Source organism: Bacillus seohaeanensis (genome assembly GCF_042684945.1).
Taxonomy (GTDB): domain Bacteria; phylum Bacillota; class Bacilli; order Bacillales; family Bacillaceae_B; genus Rossellomorea; species Rossellomorea seohaeanensis.
In genome coordinates this window covers 64,874-81,105 of record NZ_JBHUMF010000009.1, presented here as the reverse complement: position 1 = coordinate 81,105, position 16,232 = coordinate 64,874, and the positions used below count along the sequence as shown (strand labels likewise).

The 16,232-nt window shown below is 36.5% G+C and carries 15 protein-coding genes and 1 pseudogene; 3 read left to right on the top strand and 13 right to left on the bottom strand.

Going from position 1 to position 16,232, the window contains the following annotated elements; all coding sequences use genetic code 11:
* Positions 1 to 85: 85 nt before the first annotated feature.
* From ACFSUL_RS04315 to ACFSUL_RS04305, 3 genes are all read right to left on the bottom strand, one after another.
* Positions 86 to 496: a Fur family transcriptional regulator gene (locus ACFSUL_RS04315; protein ID WP_377933026.1), complete on the bottom strand. Its 411-nt coding sequence runs from the start codon at positions 494 to 496 to the stop codon at positions 86 to 88.
* The gene (locus tag ACFSUL_RS04310; RefSeq protein WP_377933024.1) at positions 493 to 1,359 is read right to left on the bottom strand and encodes a metal ABC transporter permease; all 867 of its coding nucleotides are present in this window, start codon (positions 1,357 to 1,359) and stop codon (positions 493 to 495) included. The genes ACFSUL_RS04315 and ACFSUL_RS04310 overlap by 4 nt, the downstream gene beginning before the upstream one ends.
* A 90-nt stretch (positions 1,360 to 1,449) precedes the next feature.
* The gene (locus ACFSUL_RS04305; RefSeq protein WP_071411299.1) at positions 1,450 to 2,226 is read right to left on the bottom strand and encodes a metal ABC transporter ATP-binding protein; all 777 of its coding nucleotides are present in this window, start codon (positions 2,224 to 2,226) and stop codon (positions 1,450 to 1,452) included.
* A 232-nt stretch (positions 2,227 to 2,458) separates the two neighbouring features.
* Here ACFSUL_RS04305 and ACFSUL_RS04300 point away from each other — a divergent pair, with 232 nt between their 5' ends.
* Positions 2,459 to 2,713: a DUF2624 domain-containing protein gene (locus tag ACFSUL_RS04300; RefSeq protein WP_071411298.1), complete on the top strand. Its 255-nt coding sequence runs from the start codon at positions 2,459 to 2,461 to the stop codon at positions 2,711 to 2,713.
* 184 nt (positions 2,714 to 2,897) lie between these two features.
* Here ACFSUL_RS04300 and ACFSUL_RS04295 read toward each other — a convergent pair whose 3' ends face one another.
* Together ACFSUL_RS04295 and ACFSUL_RS04290 are read right to left on the bottom strand one after the other, a co-directional pair.
* Positions 2,898 to 3,791, bottom strand: coding sequence for a deoxyribonuclease IV (locus ACFSUL_RS04295; protein ID WP_377933021.1), 894 nt, complete (start codon positions 3,789 to 3,791; stop codon positions 2,898 to 2,900).
* A gap of 235 nt (positions 3,792 to 4,026) precedes the next feature.
* Entirely contained in the window at positions 4,027 to 5,334 is a 1,308-nt protein-coding gene (locus ACFSUL_RS04290; RefSeq protein ID WP_377933020.1) for a DEAD/DEAH box helicase, read from the bottom strand.
* 500 nt (positions 5,335 to 5,834) lie between these two features.
* Between ACFSUL_RS04290 and vrrA the strand changes: the two genes are divergently transcribed.
* The gene (gene vrrA / locus ACFSUL_RS04285) at positions 5,835 to 6,440 is read left to right on the top strand and encodes a VrrA/YqfQ family protein (protein WP_377933018.1); all 606 of its coding nucleotides are present in this window, start codon (positions 5,835 to 5,837) and stop codon (positions 6,438 to 6,440) included.
* Positions 6,441 to 6,970: 530 nt separating this feature from the next.
* A complete protein-coding gene (locus ACFSUL_RS04280; protein WP_377933016.1) occupies positions 6,971 to 7,927 on the top strand; it encodes a 4-hydroxy-3-methylbut-2-enyl diphosphate reductase in 957 nt (318 codons plus the stop codon).
* Between the two features lie 133 nt (positions 7,928 to 8,060).
* Here ACFSUL_RS04280 and ACFSUL_RS04275 read toward each other — a convergent pair whose 3' ends face one another.
* The 8 genes and pseudogenes from ACFSUL_RS04275 to ACFSUL_RS04240 form a co-directional block, all read right to left on the bottom strand.
* Positions 8,061 to 9,179, bottom strand: a complete 1,119-nt coding sequence (locus tag ACFSUL_RS04275; protein WP_377933014.1) for a Nif3-like dinuclear metal center hexameric protein — start codon at positions 9,177 to 9,179, stop codon at positions 8,061 to 8,063.
* Entirely contained in the window at positions 9,166 to 9,888 is a 723-nt protein-coding gene (locus ACFSUL_RS04270) for a tRNA (adenine(22)-N(1))-methyltransferase (protein WP_377933012.1), read from the bottom strand. The genes ACFSUL_RS04275 and ACFSUL_RS04270 overlap by 14 nt, the downstream gene beginning before the upstream one ends.
* Before the next feature lie 229 nt (positions 9,889 to 10,117).
* Positions 10,118 to 10,498, bottom strand: coding sequence for a cytochrome c550 (gene cccA, locus ACFSUL_RS04265; protein ID WP_071411291.1), 381 nt, complete (start codon positions 10,496 to 10,498; stop codon positions 10,118 to 10,120).
* Between the two features lie 268 nt (positions 10,499 to 10,766).
* The gene (locus ACFSUL_RS04260) at positions 10,767 to 11,909 is read right to left on the bottom strand and encodes an acyl-CoA dehydrogenase family protein (protein ID WP_377933009.1); all 1,143 of its coding nucleotides are present in this window, start codon (positions 11,907 to 11,909) and stop codon (positions 10,767 to 10,769) included.
* Positions 11,910 to 12,056: 147 nt separating this feature from the next.
* The gene (locus tag ACFSUL_RS04255) at positions 12,057 to 12,599 is read right to left on the bottom strand and encodes a hypothetical protein (RefSeq protein ID WP_377933007.1); all 543 of its coding nucleotides are present in this window, start codon (positions 12,597 to 12,599) and stop codon (positions 12,057 to 12,059) included.
* Between the two features lie 427 nt (positions 12,600 to 13,026).
* The gene (rpoD, locus tag ACFSUL_RS04250; RefSeq protein ID WP_071411288.1) at positions 13,027 to 14,151 is read right to left on the bottom strand and encodes an RNA polymerase sigma factor RpoD; all 1,125 of its coding nucleotides are present in this window, start codon (positions 14,149 to 14,151) and stop codon (positions 13,027 to 13,029) included.
* Positions 14,152 to 14,185: 34 nt separating this feature from the next.
* On the bottom strand, positions 14,186 to 16,003 hold the full coding sequence (gene dnaG, locus ACFSUL_RS04245) for a DNA primase (RefSeq protein ID WP_377933004.1): 1,818 nt from the start codon (positions 16,001 to 16,003) through the stop codon (positions 14,186 to 14,188).
* 53 nt (positions 16,004 to 16,056) lie between these two features.
* Positions 16,057 to 16,227 (bottom strand): annotated as a pseudogene (locus ACFSUL_RS04240) (DUF188 domain-containing protein); the annotation flags it as partial.
* Between the last annotated feature and the right edge of the window lie 5 nt (positions 16,228 to 16,232).

Sequence of the window (16,232 nt, the reverse complement as noted above, 5' to 3'; positions counted from 1 at the left end):
GAAGGTTAGACAAGTACTTATATATTATAATATGCTACATATCAAAAAAGCTGAAGATGGTCAAAAACCACCCTCAGCTTTTTAATTATTGACACTCAGGGCATTTCCCGTAAATTTCAAACTTATGTCCTGAAACATCATATCCAGCCAAATTTTCTTCCAACTCTATCATTGGGCAAGTATGAATTGCTTTTGTTTTTCCACAATCCATACAGATAAAATGATGATGGTGATGATGCCTAGCACAAGTAAACCGAAAGTGCTTTTCACCAGAAAGTTCCGTTTCTTCTAGTATTTCTAACGTAACAAAAAGAGAAAGATTTCGATAAATGGTATCAAAGCTTAACCCAGGATAATCAGGTTTCATAGCTTTTAAAACATCTCTAGCTGTTAAATATTTGTTAGAGTCGGAAAAAAGCTCCAACAACTGTTCCCTCTTTCTTGTTTGCTTATATCCTTTCGTCTTTAATAATTCTATTGCCTCTGTAATATTCATGATTCTTCCACCTCACTTCGTTGAACCTTCCCTGATGAGCTTATTTTCTTAAACAAAATAGTAAACAATAAAATAAGAATGGCCGTAACTACAATGGTACCTCCTGGTGCTAAATCCAAATAAAAAGCACTTACAAGCCCTACCAAAACAGAAATTTCTCCAAATAATACTGAAAATCCAACTGTTTGTTTAAACCCATTGGCGATGCGGATACTTGCCGCTACAGGCAATGTCATTAAAGAAGATACGAGTAGTATACCGACAATTCGCATGGAAGCAGCAATAACAAGAGCAATCATGATCATAAAAATAAAATGTATCGCTTTCGAGGGCAGACCGGAGGCTTTTGCATGTTCTTCATCAAATGACAATAAGAAAAGTTCCTTATACAGAGTAAAGATAACTCCTATTACTAATACACTGATAAAGGCAATCAAATATAAATCCGCTCTGCTAACAGCACTAACGCTGCCAAATAAATAGCTAAATAAATCAGTATTAAATCCTTCCGCTAAAGAAATAAAAATAACACCTATTCCGATTCCACCTGAAAGAATAATCGGAATTGCCAACTCCTGATAATGCTTATATAGCGTTCTTAACCTTTCAATAAACAATGAGCCAGTTACAGAAAAAGCCATTCCTAAATAGAGAGGGCTTAAATTTGCAAAAACAGGCATGGTTTTACTTAAATACAAACTTGCTGCAATCCCAGAAAGGGTTACGTGACTTAATGCATCCGCAATTAAAGACAGTCTTCGAACAACAATAAACGCTCCTAATAAAGGTGCAATAATACCGATAAGTATTCCAGTTATAAAAGCGTTTTGTAAAAACTCATAATGTAATAATGCTTGAATCATCTTTTTTCCTCATTTCATAAACTTCCATCAGTAGTAAGTTTCCCACTGATCATTATTTGAACAAATTGGGCAATTATGGACAATGCCTGATTAATGGTGATGATGTTCGTGCTCATGACTTAGTAAATGAACATCGTGACCATAAATAGCTGACATATCATGTTCCTTTAAGTGTTCAAACTCTTCCGTATTACCATGAAAATGAAGATTCTTATTTAAACAAGCTACATGTGTAACTTTATTAGAAATAGTGCCAATATCATGTGTAACGAGGAGTAGTGTAATTCCCAATTCCTTATTTAAGTAGTCCAGCATTTCATAAAATGTTTGAACATTTTTACTATCCACACCAACAGTAGGTTCATCTAAAATTAACACATCGGGTTTACTTACTAAAGCCCTTGCAATAAAGACCCTTTGCTGTTGTCCCCCAGAAAGCTCCCCAATATTCCGCTTCGCAAATTCACCCATTCCCACTGAATCAATTGCTTTAATTATTTCTTGACGGTGCTGAACACCGATTCTTCTGAATAGCCCTATTTTAGAAGTAAGACCACTTGCAACTACTTCACTAACAGTTGCCGGAAACCCTGTATTAAAAGAGTTTGCTTTTTGAGAAACATATCCAATCCTATCCCATTCTTTAAACTTAGTGACAGGAACACCAAATAATTCTATGTTTCCCTGCTTTAGTTTAAGTAGTCCAAGTACCAATTTTAACAACGTTGACTTTCCAGAACCATTTGGTCCAACGATTCCTAAAAAAGAACCTTTTGGAATACTGATATTGATATTTTCAAGCACATCGTCTCGATCATACCGATACCCCACATTTTTTATATTGATAACAGGTAGCTGTTCTGTCATATTCATTGCTCCTTTTAAGAATCATTACGATTTAAAACATACAGGAAAGTATACATCATCATTATTTCTTTGTAAACTTTTTAATTTCTTCCTCAAAATAAAGTCTTGCTACTGAAAAATAAAAACGAGAATAACATATCAATTCAACCTCATATGTTTCAGCTAAAAAAAGAAGTTTTTTAGTCACAATTTGCATTTAATTAACATATGTATCTTTTGAGGAGTGATTTAGATGAAGTTGTTGCAAAACGTAATAAACCATAAAATTAACAACGCTACAACAGATGAGCTGCTAAAATATGCAGGTCAGTATGGGATTTCTCTAACAAGAGAGCAGGCCGACAAAATCGTAGCAAACGTTAAAGGGAAAAACATCAATATTTTTGATGATAAACAGCGTAGTAAAGTCGTAAAGGATTTAGCTAAAATTATTGGTGCTCAACCGGCAAAAGAATTAAATGAACTATTTGTACAGCTAATCAAATAGTGTTACAAACAAAAATGAAAGCTTGTCATCTCTAGCCGCCGGTGCTAGACGTAAACTGTTCCGGTAGAACTGTTACCTATATACGAATATTTTTATTGTTCGCTGCCGATGAACATAGATCAAGCAACGATGAATGAAGGCAGTTAATCCTAGGGATAACTGCCTTCATTCATCGCTCTTAACCTTAAGCATTAACGATTTTTGTTAAAACATCTTCATCAAATTTCTGTTGTCTTAACATGTCAATTTCAAAACGGTATGGCGGCTTTTTATTCTTTTTATCTTCACCGACAAAAGGTGTTTCAAGAATTTTTGGTACATCCTTCAACTGGGGGTGATGAATGACATGATTTAATGCTTTAAAACCGATATGGCCAAAGCCAATATTTTCATGACGGTCTTTTCTCGCACCTCGTTCATTTTTGCTATCGTTGATATGAAGTACTTTAATTCGATCAACGCCAACGATTCTATCAAATTCATTTAATACCCCATCAAAATCATTAACTATATCATATCCGGCATCATGCGTGTGACAAGTATCAAAACAAACAGATAGGCGATCATTATGGGTAACACCAGCAATAATTTCAGCTAATTCCTCGAAAGATCTTCCACACTCTGACCCTTTTCCAGCCATCGTTTCTAGCGCAATCTGTACTTTTTGATCTTTTTCTAATACCTCATTTAAGCCCTCAATGATCTTTGCAATTCCTTTATCCGCCCCTGCTCCAACATGTGCACCAGGGTGGAGAACTATTTGATTTGCTCCAATTGCTTCTGTCCTTTCTATCTCAGAACGAAGAAAGTTGACTCCTAGCTCAAAAGTAGAAGGATTCGTTGTATTACCTATATTAATAATATATGGAGCATGCACAACAATATCTTCAATTCCATTTTCTTTCATATGTTGCAGACCAGCTTCTATGTTTAAATCCTCAATTTTTTTACGTCTCGTATTTTGAGGAGCACCCGTGTAGATCATGAAAGTATTAGCACCGTAAGAGACAGCTTCCTCACTAGAAGCTAACAACATTTTTTTCCCACTCATGGAAACATGCGAACCTAACTTTAACATCTTATTCATCTCCCTAACAAAATTCTGTTTTTATTGTAAAATAAAAACTTTAAGTAGTAGGGAACCTCCCTCTCCCTACTGCTTATTAGTTGAACCAATTCAGGTATGTACGGGCAGGTTTGTCCCTCCCTACGCTTCCAATATTTCTTCAAATCCTAAGGTGAGATTCTACTGCCCGTTAATGCGGAGTACATTATTGATTGAAATTACATTGAACGTCCTACTCCCAACAATCTTACTTTGAATTACGGCTTTTCCTTCTTCTTTCCTTTTTCTTAATTTGATCCATTTTATATTTCATTTTCTTTTTATAACCAGGTTTCACTTTTTTCGGCTTTCTTACCATCGTTTTTGCTTTTGCATCAATGTCATTCTCTGATTTTTGACGATTTTTACGCTTATTCCTCTCAGGAAGCTCAATCCATTCACCCTTGCGTATATCCCTATGACTAAAGGAAATACCGATTTTCTCCAATTTATTTAGTGCATCCTCGTCAGAAGGTTCATAAATAGTAAAAGCTATACCTGAGTTTCCTGCTCTTGCTGTCCGACCTGACCGGTGGATATAAAAGTCCAAATCCTGTGGTATTTCAAAGTTAATAATATGAGAAATTCCTTCTATATCAATCCCTCTTGCCGCTAGATCTGTCGCCACAATGTATTGATACTCAAGACCACGAATCTGTTTCATCATTTTCTTGCGTTCTCTCGGAGACAGATCCCCATGTATTCTTCCAACTTTTAATCCTTTTTCAAGAAGACGGTCTGCAACCTCATCTGCTTTTGATTTAGTATTTGTAAAGACAATTGCTAGATAAGGATTTAAGTTAGTAAGAACCTCATATAGTACATTTACTTTTTCACGGCTTTTTCTAGGAATAATAATATGTTCAATATTTCTTGCAGAGATTTGCTGAGGTTCTACATGTGCATATTGAGGGTTTTCCATATATTTTTTTAAGAATGGTTTTAGTTTTTCAGGAATCGTAGCAGAAAACACAAGAATCTGAAGTTTTTCAGGCATCTTTGCTGCAATTTGGTCAACATCTTCAATAAAACCCATATCAAGCATTAAATCTGCTTCATCAACTACAAGCATAGCTGCAGTATGAACAAATAACGCCTGCTCCTTCACTAAATCATTTATTCTTCCTGGTGTTCCTACTACAATATGCGGTTGGACCTTAAGCTTATCTATCGTTCTTTGCTTATCAGTCCCCCCGATAAAAACGCGAGAAGTAATAGCTGTTTTTTCTGTTAACTTTCCGATCTCTTGATATATTTGTTGAGCAAGCTCACGAGTAGGTGCTGTAATGACAGCTTGTACCTGTTCTACTGAAGGATCAACCTTTTCGATAATGGGCAAAAGATAGGCATGCGTTTTCCCTGTCCCAGTCTGGGATTGCCCTATTGCACTCTGCCCTTTCAATATAATTGGAATCATTTTTTTCTGGATTTCAGTTGGCTCATGAAATCCTAAGTCCTTCACAGCCTCCTGTAAAAAAGGTTGTAAATTAAAGTTTTCAAACAAGTTATTCTTCATACTTTTACATCTCCTGTTCTCATGCGGATATAATTTCTCAACTATTCCACTGTTTTTATTCTATTTATCCCACATTAACGGACAGCAATCCCCCTACCTCAAGACTTAGAGAAACCAAAGAAGTTATGTAGGTGGAGATTACTGCTCGTACCTAGCTCCGGCTCCTGGCACCGACAAGCATAAGCTGGACAGTCGTCTCCATTCGTCTCTACTTTTAGATGCAAACGCCTGATTGGTTCAACTAACAATCAGCGGAAGTCCCATCACTGATTGAAGTTTCACTCTATCTCTAAAGACCTCTAAAACGAGCCTCTACCTATTCGGTAATATTAAATTAGTAGCGAATCACATAAGACCATCTCATTATTATAATAAACTTTTACTGAAACTTCTAGTTACTCCTTGCTACTACCTACAGGATTTTCAAAATTGACAGACCTTTTCCTTAATACCTGCATATCCTATTTATGAGAAGACTAGCGCAAGAAAGGAGGTTAATTATGCCGCCAAGAGGAAGAAATCCATTCCAGCAACCATTCGGAATAGGGCAACAAAACCATCCTTCTCCCTTTCAATTTGCCCCTCCAAACAGAGGCGGAGGTTTCCAGCAACACAGAGGACTCGGTCACCAAGGGCAACGGGGCGGTGGTGGAATCCTATCCAAACTGCTCCAAGGGCAGAAAGCCACTCAAGCTTCTAGGGGAATACAAGGATTTGAAAGAGTTGCTCAAGGAGGAACAGGTACCGGATCAATGTTGCAAAATGTACTCAATCCTGGTTCCATAAATTCCTTTTTGAATAATACCCAGCAAGTATTAAAAACTGCTCAGCAGGTGGGACCAATGGTTCAACAATACGGTCCCATGGTAAAAAACCTTCCAGCAATGTGGAAATTATATCGAGGCTTTAAAGACGCCACTGCTGATGATAATACAAATGAACCTAAAAAAGAATCTAATGAAGAATCTTCTGATAGTGATACCCTATTATCTGAAGAACCCCCAAAAAACAAAAAACGTAAAAAGATAAAGAAAACGACTGTTTCCTCTTCACCAAAATCGACAACTGAACACTATGGCTCTTCAAAACCGAAGCTCTATATTTAATGCTATTCTCTAATAGGTGAACTTTTATAAAGGCTGTGTTCGTAAAGATTGTTGCTTTTCAGCTGAAAACTAAGTTGTATCCACTGATTTGATTGGAGCGGAGGGCACTTGACTCCTGCGGGAAGAGAGGAAAGCGGGAAGACCCCACAGGTGAAGCCGATGTCTAGCTCCAACGGCTAGCTCGCGGTGAAAAAGATAAAATTCCCAAAAGGCAAAAAAACGCCTTTAGGGAATTTTTCTATTTTCTTCACGAGCAGGGCAAGCCGCTTCCGCTTGCCCTGGAGTCTCCCATTCCTCCCCGAGGGGTCTAGTGTCCGTAGCGGAAATCAACGGGCAAAATTTATAAGTAAAAACAACAATCGATGAGAAAAGACCCTTCATAGCTTACGGCTCTATATAAGGTAAGGTTAGCCTAATTTAATTTAACAAATACCACCAGTACTATACGACAGTTTCTTTTTGTCAATAACCTCATTCTCCTTTATAATGAGGTTGTATAAACCTTTACTTATGTGGGAGGACTATCTTTAATGGATGTTAAAAAAATTACTCCGAGAGGTTATTGTTACGGTGTAGTTGATGCAATGGTTATTGCGCGAAATGCTGCACTGGATAAATCACTTCCTCGTCCTATTTATATTTTAGGCATGATTGTGCACAACAAACATGTCACCGATGCTTTTGAAGAAGAAGGGATTATTACCCTTGATGGCAATAACCGAAAAGAAATTTTAGAGCAAGTGAACGAAGGAACAGTCATTTTTACTGCTCATGGCGTATCACCTGAAGTAAAACAATTGGCAAAAGAAAAGGGATTAGTAACACTTGACGCTACATGCCCTGATGTTACCAGGACACATGATCTTATTAGGCAAAAAAAAGCAGAGGGCTTTGATGTCATTTATATAGGAAAAAAAGGGCATCCTGAACCAGAAGGTGCTCTCGGAGTTGCTCCTGATATTGTCCATTTAGTTGGAAATGTTAAAGATGTAGAAGCATTGGATGTACAAAACAGCAAAGTTATTGTGACAAATCAGACAACAATGAGCCAATGGGATGTTGCTGACGTAATGGAAAAAGTAAAAGAAAAGTATCCGCATGTCGAGGTTCATAAGGAAATTTGTTTAGCGACGCAAGTTCGTCAAGAGGCAGTTGCGGAACAAGCAGGAGATACAGATGTTCTAATTGTCGTTGGCGACCCAAAAAGTAATAATTCAAACCGTCTTGCCCAAGTTTCTGAGCAAATCGCCGGAACACGAGCTTATCGTATTTCCGATATTTCCGAATTAAAACTTGAATGGATCAAAGATGCTAATGTTGTAGGTGTTACTGCAGGAGCCTCCACACCAACACCAATAGTTAAAGAGGTTATTAAATTTCTTAATGACTATAATCCCCAAGACGAATCAACTTGGAATCTAGAAAAAACTGTTCCATTAAATAAAATTCTTCCAAAGGTGAAGAAGCCAAAAATACCATCAAAATAAACCGGAAAGTTAAGTCACCAAATTTTATAAATTTAAAACCAAAAGCTCCCCAAGATGTTTAACATCTTGGGGAGCTTTTGTGTTTAGTTTTAGCGACTAAGAGCTTGGGCCGCTCCCATTTTCAACTCTCTACTCATAAAAAGGTGAATGGATTTGTCTTCGCTTTAGATGTGAATATATTTACAATATATCCCTTCTCCGAGCATCTTTTTTCAAGATATGAGGCCACCCCTTCTTTCATGACCCCTTCAATAGTGTGACCTGCGTCAACGATTGGAAGCCCCATCATCATCGCATCATGTGCTGTATGATAATAAATATCGCCTGTTACAAGCACATCTGCACCGTTTCTTTTTGCTTTTGAAATGAATTTGTTACCATCTCCCCCTAAAACGGCGACTTTCCTTACAGTGGAGTTCTCCTCACCTATCATTCTTACTCCATCCAATTTTAATTTCTCTTTTACATAAATCGATAAGTCTTTTAAGCTCATTTCTTTTTCTAAATAACCTATTCTCCCCAATCCAAGAGACTCTCCCTTGTTTTGTAGAGAGTAAACATCGTAAGCAACTTCTTCATATGGATGAGAAGCGAACATCGCTTTTAATACTTTACTTTCAATAGAGACAGGAAATATTGTCTCTATTTTTACTTCTTCCACTTCTTCTAGCTTGCCTTTTTCACCAATATGGGGGTTACTCTCTTCACCTGGTAGGAATCTACCTGTTCCTTGACTAGTAAATGAACAGTGACTGTATTCTCCTATCGCACCACTACCAGCGTTACCTAAAGCACTTTGGACCTTCTCTGCATCCTTTACAGGTACAAATACCGCCAATTTCCTTAACTCTTCTGAAAAGGTAGGAATAAGCACCTCTGTATTGTGCAGTTGAAGCTTTTCTGCTAAGAGATCATTAACTCCGCCCTGTGCTACATCAAGGTTTGTATGGGCAGCATAGACTGCTATATCATGCTTAATTAGCTTTTCAATCATTCTTCCTTGAGCGTTATCAGTTTGAATCGATTTTAATGGCCTAAAGAGAGGTGGATGATGTGCAATAATGAGGTTTACATTATTTTCTATTGCCTCATCTACCACATTTTCTAAAACATCCAATGTTATCATTACATTTTCTATCTTTTGATTTAATTTCCCTAACTGAAGACCAATAGGATCACCTGATTCTGCAAGATACTTAGGTGAAAATTCTTCAAAAAGCTGAATGATTTCATGTCCGTTAATGGTTTTCATCCCCAATTACCTCCTCTACTATGTTAACTTTCCGATTAATCTGTTCTTTTCTTTCCACCAGCTCTGTTGTAGCCTCTGCCTTGTTCATATTCTCCAAAATTTTATTCCATTGGTTAAGCTCTTGCTTCCATTTCTTTATAAATGCAGTATTTCTTTCTTTTATTAAAAAAGGGCCTAACAGTAATTCCTTTTCCTTTCCCTGTTCACTATATGGAGATATAGGGTTTCCTCTCTCTGCAACAAGAATCTCATATATTTTCCCATCTTCTTCTACTATCTCTTCACTTATAAGCTCCCAGTTATTTTCCAACAACCAGCATCTAATAGTCTTCGCACTAACATTCGGCTGAAGAATAAGTCGCTTTACACCTTCGAGTTTCTCGTTTCCTTCTTCAAGAATGGAAGCAATAAGCGTCCCACCCATTCCAGCAATTGTTATACAATCTACTTCATTAGGAGTTAAAATTGCAAGGCCGTTCCCCATTCGTACTTCTACACTGTCTTCCAAACTAGCTTCTTTCACTTGTTGCTTCGCGGATAAATATGGTCCCTTAACTACTTCCCCTGCAATTGCAGAGCTAGCAATTCCCTTTCCTATTGCATAGCATGGCAAATAAGCATGATCTGAACCAATATCTGCTATTTTTGAATCCTTTGGTATGTAGGACACAACTGTTTCCAATCTTTTTGAAAGTTGATCAATATTCATTTTTTCACCTAAATCGTATAAGTATTTTCTTGCATGTCTAGTTATAATACTTCGCCTATTATCCATTTTAAACAACATTGTTTCATAAGAAAAGTGGAAGCGGCTCGATTAGCCCGAACTAGATAATATCACTCTAATAATATAATTATCCGCATATAGATATTTTATAAATTCCTTAACAACGAAAAAAGCCCCTTGCCATAAAGACAAAGGAACCTTTTTATCACTATTATTTTAAACTCTTAATCCAGTCTGCCATTGCATCAAGATTTTCTTCTGCAACAAGACCAGGTGGCATCATGCCTTTACCATTTGCAATGGTTTCTTTAATTTCATCTTTTGACAGAGCAGTACCTTTTAAAGCAGGACCTGCACCACCCTCGTAGTTTCCACCATGACAAGAAACACAAGATTCTTGGTATTTTGCTTCTGGATCAAAGGCACCACCTTCAGCAGCTTCTCCACCGCCTTCTCCACCAGCACCTTCTTCTTGCTTATGCTCTTCCGCCTTTTCATCAGCATTGTTAAGCCCTTCCATAGATAAGAAGAAAACGAGACCGATACCAAACGCAAAAATTAAGATGAATGGAATAATTGGATTACGATTCATGATTAAACCTCCCTTATGTATATCATCCATATATTGTGCTTTAAACATCTTATATTTTACTGTAAAAAGCGACAAAGGAAAAGTACTAACCATTAACTTTTCCATCTTTGTCGCAAATTAGACACAAAAAGGGAAATCTTTCTTACTATTATCAAATAAAATAAAGGAAAAAGTGAAAATCAATACTTTTTCCTTTTACTATTAAAAGACATATGATTTTTTCATAATCGACAATATCTTTTATTATTACTCCAAAATTCCTCTAGCGTCATTGACAGCCTATTAACCTAGAAATAACCATTCGTTGAACTTCCGATGTACCTTCTCCAATTTCTAGCAGTTTGGCGTCGCGTAAGTACCTTTCAACATGGTACTCTTTCATATAACCGTATCCACCATGAATTTGAATTGCTTCATCTGCAACTTCCATCGCAATTTCTGAAGCATATAGCTTGCACATGGACGCTTCTTTAGAAAATGGTCTTCCTTGATCTTTCAGCCATGCTGCTTTCCATACCATATTTCTTGCTAGCTCAATTTTCATGGCCATATCGGCTAACTTAAATTGTGTTACCTGAAACTGAGACAATGTCTTTCCAAACTGTTTTCTTTCTTTAGAATACTGTAAAGCTTTCTCAAACGCAGCTTGTGCAATACCAACTGCCATAGCTCCAATACCAATTCTTCCCCCATCCAGTGTTACTAAAAACTGTTTAAATCCATTTCCTCTTTTACCAAGCAGGTTTTCCTTTGGTACCTCAACACCTTCTAATACAAGTTCAGTCGTATTAGATGCATGCAGCCCCATTTTTTCGTAGTTATCAATTACGGTAAATCCTTTTACATCAGTCGGTACAATGATAGCACTGATTTCCTTCTTTCCACCACTTTTACCGGTAATTGCTGTAAGAGCAAGATGGTTGGCATAACTTGCATTTGTTATGTAACATTTATTGCCGTTAATTACCCAACTGTCATCTGTTTCTACCGCTGTTGTTTGAGTACCGCCAGCATCAGAACCTGCATTCGGCTCTGTTAATCCGAACGCACCGAATGATTCACCAGTACAAATCGGAGTTAAATATTTTTGTTTCTGCTCCTCTGTACCAAATAAATAAAGCGGTGCTCCACCTAATGATATATGGGCAGAATAAGTAATTCCTGTCGAAGCACATGCTTTACTAAGTTCTTCCGTAACGATAGCAAAACTTATTGTATCTGCACCGGCACCACCATATTCCTCAGAAAATGGAATTCCCATCATTCCTAATCCAGCTAGCTTTTTGAAAACTTCTAAAGGAAACTCCTTCGTTCGATCTCTTTCCAATGCACCAGGTTCAACTTCTTCACGAGCAAACTCCCTAATTGTTTTACGTATCATTTCCTGCTCTTGTGTTAAGTCAAAATTCATCCCGCATCCCCCTTTTATTTAAATGTATCCCTTCCTGCTAATTATGTTTTTAAACATAATTATTCTAGCTGAATACGCTTTCATATACCATTATAAAAGGAGGAGTGTAGTTTTCTCAACTTTTAAAAAGTTTTAAAAATTAAGTAATTATAGTAATATAAAGATAAAAATAGTTATCAACCCAAGAATCCCGGAAATAGTAAAATAAACCTTTTTCAATTTCCTTCCAGCAAATATCCATAGAAAACAGTTTAAAACGATTGATAAATAAATATAAAGTGCTTGTCCTTCAAAAATAAATTCAGCAATTTCAATTGATAGTATTAACAAAATAAAAGCTGAAACAAGATAAATAATGACAGGTGATATTTGTTTTTTAGAATAATAAAATCCTGCCAAAAGTAAAAAAACGACAAAACTTGCCAAAATCGCCGTTTGCAAAACGATTGACAATTCAGTAAAATAAATGACAAATAATGAAATTAAGCTTAGTAATAAAATAAAAATATAGACAATCGGATGAATAGTGGTATTTTTAGACTTTTTACTTTTGTCAGCAGAATCACTAGCTATATTATCTCCTTCGGTATAAAGAGCAAGTAGATAGTCACAGTAATGTTCTGGAAGCATGTTGTTTTGCTTCCAAAACTGAATTTCTTGAATGATTGTAGATTTGCGATTTTGGTTCATATTCTATACACTTCCTGTAGTTAATCACTATTGATATAGGTTCGCTAAAAAATAGACAAAATCCTCTATTTTTTATAATTGAATGCATTAATTAATAAACAAACACATGAACACTTTGATCGATTCTAAATAACAAGTATCAGTCTCAAAAGAATAGTTGCTATTTAAGCTCCTTGAAAAGTGAAGACGGCTTGCCCAGAGACGACAAGTTTTTTGAGAATATAAAGATGGGCTGTCTTTACCCTCAGCTATTTTTTGAAGAAACCTTTAAACGCTGAGGTTAGATATATTTTGACAGTTGCTTTCAAAAGAGCTAGTTGTAAACGGTATCTGTAAATAATATCCATATGTGAATAGTTTATAAATTCCTAGACAGTAAAAAAGGTTACCCCCACGTAGGAAGTAACCGATTAAAAAAACAGTTATTTTATTCCAAGAAATCTTTTAAACGTTTGCTTCTGCTTGGGTGACGCAGTTTTCTAAGGGCTTTAGCTTCGATTTGGCGAATACGCTCTCTTGTAACACCAAAAACTTTTCCTACTTCTTCAAGTGTACGTGTTCTGCCATCATCCAAACCAAAACGCAAGCGCAATACATTTTCTTCTCTATCTGTTAGCGTATCAAGGACATCTTCAAGTTGCTCTTTTAAAAGCTCATAAGCTGCATGTTCTGACGGAGATTGTGCTTCTGAATCTTCAATAAAGTCACCTAGGTGAGAATCATCTTCTTCACCAATCGGTGTTTCTAATGAAACTGGTTCTTGGGCAATCTTCAATATTTCCCTTACTTTCTCTGGAGTAAGATCCATTTCTTCAGCAATCTCTTCTGGGCTCGGTTCACGCCCTAAATCTTGAAGCAATTGCCTTTGGACACGAATAAGCTTATTTATCGTTTCTACCATATGAACAGGTATACGGATAGTTCTAGCTTGGTCTGCGATTGCACGTGTTATCGCTTGACGAATCCACCATGTTGCATATGTGCTGAACTTGAACCCTTTACGATAATCGAATTTCTCAACTGCTTTTATTAGACCCATGTTACCTTCTTGAATTAAATCAAGGAAAAGCATTCCACGTCCGACATAGCGTTTTGCAATACTTACAACTAATCGAAGGTTTGCTTCAGCCAGACGACGTTTAGCTTCTTCATCGCCATCTTCAATCTTATTCGCTAAAGCAATTTCTTCCTTAGCTGAAAGTAGATCGACTCTACCTATTTCTTTTAAGTACATGCGAACTGGATCATTTATTTTAACTCCAGGAGGAACACTTAGGTCGTTTAAATCAAATTCCTCATTCTCTTCTTTGTTAAGATCTCTATCATTAGGATCTTGCTCATTTTCATGAACTAGTTCAACGCCTTGCTCACCAAGATGTTCATAGAACTCATCCATTTGTTCTGAATCCAATTCAAATGAAGATAACTTTTCAGCAATGTCTTCATATGTTAAAACAGTTCTTTTTTTACCTAACTCCACCAATTGTTCTTTTACTTGATCAACTGTTAGTTCTGATTCTACTTCTTTGGAACGTGCTGACTTTTCAGCCATTTGTTCCCCTCCTTCCAACTTGCTTACAAAACTGTTATAGAGACTTACGCAGTTGTAAGATTTCCATTGCAATTAAAGCAGCTTTCTTATAATCATTTTGTCTTTCTGCTTCTTTTTCTTCTACCTCTTTTTCTTTTATCTTCAACATCTTTTGATGTTTTAACACTTGATTAACGTAATCCAATAGCTCTTGTTCACTATATTCTACGTTCACTGACATCATTTCTATTTCTGTTGTTATTCTTTGAAGTTTTGAATCAGGAAGAAATTGAATAAACGCACTAGTGTTAGGGGAAAAACCTTCTTCATAATAACCTAATAAATAAGTTATGATTGCTTGGTGTTCATCAATATTTAACGAAGTACCTGATAACCAACCTTGTACTTTGTAAGCTATATCTGCATCCCTTAGCATATGTGCAATTAATAGTTTTTCTGCTTTCTGATATGCAGGAACTAAACGGTTAGAAGTTCCTTGGATAACAGGTGTTTGTTCTTTGAAACCTGTATTTAGAGGCTTCTTTTTCTTACGCTGATCCTTTGCTTCTAACTGTTTTTGTTGCTGTTGCAAAGCTTCTAAAGATAGTTCAAACTCATCTGCAAGTTGCCTCAAGTAGTAATCTTTTTCTACTGCTTTTTCTAAACTTGTTATTTCTTTCAGTATTTCTTCGATATATTGGAGGCGATCTCCTTCATTTTGAAGGTTTTTTCCTTGCCTATAGTATCGAAGCTTAAAAGCCATTTGCGTTAAGCTTGCCCCTATTACATCATTTAAAAACTTCTCTGATCCATATTTTTTAATGTAGTCATCAGGGTCAAGCCTTTCTGGAATTAGTGCTACCTTTATATTTAATTGGTGATTTGCAAGCATTTCTCCTGCTTTAAATGCAGCTTCAACCCCTGCTTTATCACCGTCAAAGCAAATAACAACAGAATCTGTAAGACGCTTTATCATCGAAATATGCTTTTCTGTTAAAGAGGTACCCATGGTAGCAACACCATTTTCTACTTGTGCACCATCAGCAGAAATCACGTCTGCAAACCCTTCAAAGAGAATGAGTTGAGATTTTCGTCTTACTAACGCTCTTGCTCTTTGGTAATTGTAAAGAATAGAACTTTTATTAAATACTTTTGTTTCTGGACTGTTTAAGTACTTTGGTTCATTATCAGAGGTTAATGCTCTCCCCGAAAAGGCTACTGTCTTTCCTTTACCATTTTCAATAGGGAACATAATCCTTCCTCTGAACCGGTCAAGAAATGAACCATCCTTTTCTCTCCGTACGAGCAATCCACCTTGCTCCATAACCTGTAAATCGAATCCTCTTTTTTGCAGAAACTTAACAGTAAAATCCCAACTTGGTAGTGACCAGCCAATTTGGAACTTCTTAATTTGCTCTGTTGTAAATCCCCTGCCTAAAAGATATTCTAACGCCTCTTGACCTTCCTTTGTATTTAGAAGAAGATGATGATAAAATTTACGTAAGAGCTCATGAGCAGAAATCATTTGCTCTTCATCTTTCTTTGGACCACTTGCTTCAATTTCATCTGGGATTTCGACTGCTACTTCTATTCCAGCTTTTTCACCTAACAATTTCACGGCTTCCTGAAAGGATATACCGTCAATATCCATAAGAAATGTAAAGCTATTACCTCCAGCTCCGCAGCCAAAACAATGAAATATTTGTTTATCTGGTGCTACTGAGAATGAAGGAGTATTTTCTCCGTGAAAAGGACAGAGACCAAAGTAATTTCTCCCATGCTTTTTCAGTTGAACATATTCACTAATTACATCAACTATGTCAATGGCTTCTCTTATTTCATTTACCTTTTCTTCAGGAATTCTTTCAGACACGCTGACATCACCTATTTTTTTGATTGCTTCTCCTTATATCCATTCGTTAATAATCAAGAAAATCCTGCAACCTTCGACAAAGTTTCTTTAAAATTACGAATAAAAGCTTCGCAACCTTCATTGGTATAAGGTTTTGGCCCTTTTCCACATTTATCTTTCCGTCTTTCCACAGCAGCTACATATCGGAATTCTAATGCTGTTACAATAATTTCTTCTCTAAATACTTTTC